Here is an 877-nt window from a genome sequence, read left to right as displayed (position 1 = left end):
TTGGTCGATCATTTCATCTCCTAATTATTTTTGGTTCTTTTACTTGTTAGACATAAGGTTAAAAAAATGCAGCGGACAGAAACTCTGCCAGCTGCATTAAAACTATTCACCATCCAATCCGCGGATTGGCTTGATCGTCCCCCACCCTTTACAGGAAGGACAATGCCAATAAAGGGAATGAGTAGAGAAGCCACACTTCCTGCATCGGTAGTGCGGTTTTACTTTTAATTGTTCTCCAACCATCGCTTGTAATGTAGATAAACTGTCTTTTGCGCGACCGTCTTCAGCCTCTGCAATGTGGTAGTCAATCAGGCGATAAAAGCCCTTCATGGTTGGATTTTTCAGTAGCTGTTTCGTCAGCAATTCTTGGGCAGCGCCGACGCTTTCATGGTGAGCGACTAACTGAGCCAGCATCAACTCCGCGGACACCCCTGCCTTTTTATCAATGCAGGCGCGTAAAAACTCGACCAGTTCATCTTCTTGCCCGAGATGGTGATAGCACTCAGCAATTGTCGGCAAAACATCGCTCACAAAGTCTTTGTCTTGCTCCAATACACCCGTTAGATACTTAATGGTTTGTTTGTAGTCTTCTGACTCCAAGTAAATCCGGCCGAGCGAAATACTTGCTCGAACACATTTTGGATCTTCGGAAAGTGCTTTTTTGAAATGCTGGATAGCTTTATTCGTATTGCCATCAGCTTGGTCTAGCATGGCAATTTCACACCAAAAATGCGCAATATTTGTACGCATACGACTACGCTGATTACCCATTTTAGCTAGCTGATTGGCGTAATGAATCGCTTTTTCCCATTCACGCGTTTGCTGGTAAATAGTGACTAACTGTTGGAGCGCCGCCTCTTTGTAATCGGGCTCTTCA

At 44.6% G+C, this 877-nt stretch carries 1 protein-coding gene; it reads right to left on the bottom strand.

Annotated elements, in window-relative coordinates:
• Nucleotides 1-102 precede the first annotated feature (102 nt).
• On the bottom strand, nucleotides 103-877 hold a 775-nt coding region (locus R7R24_RS25575; RefSeq protein ID WP_318119913.1), incomplete at its 5' end, for a lipopolysaccharide assembly protein LapB.

Source organism: Vibrio sp. 704, from assembly GCF_033339295.1.
Note: the sequence above shows the minus strand (reverse complement) of the source record. Positions and strands in the feature narration are given on the sequence as shown.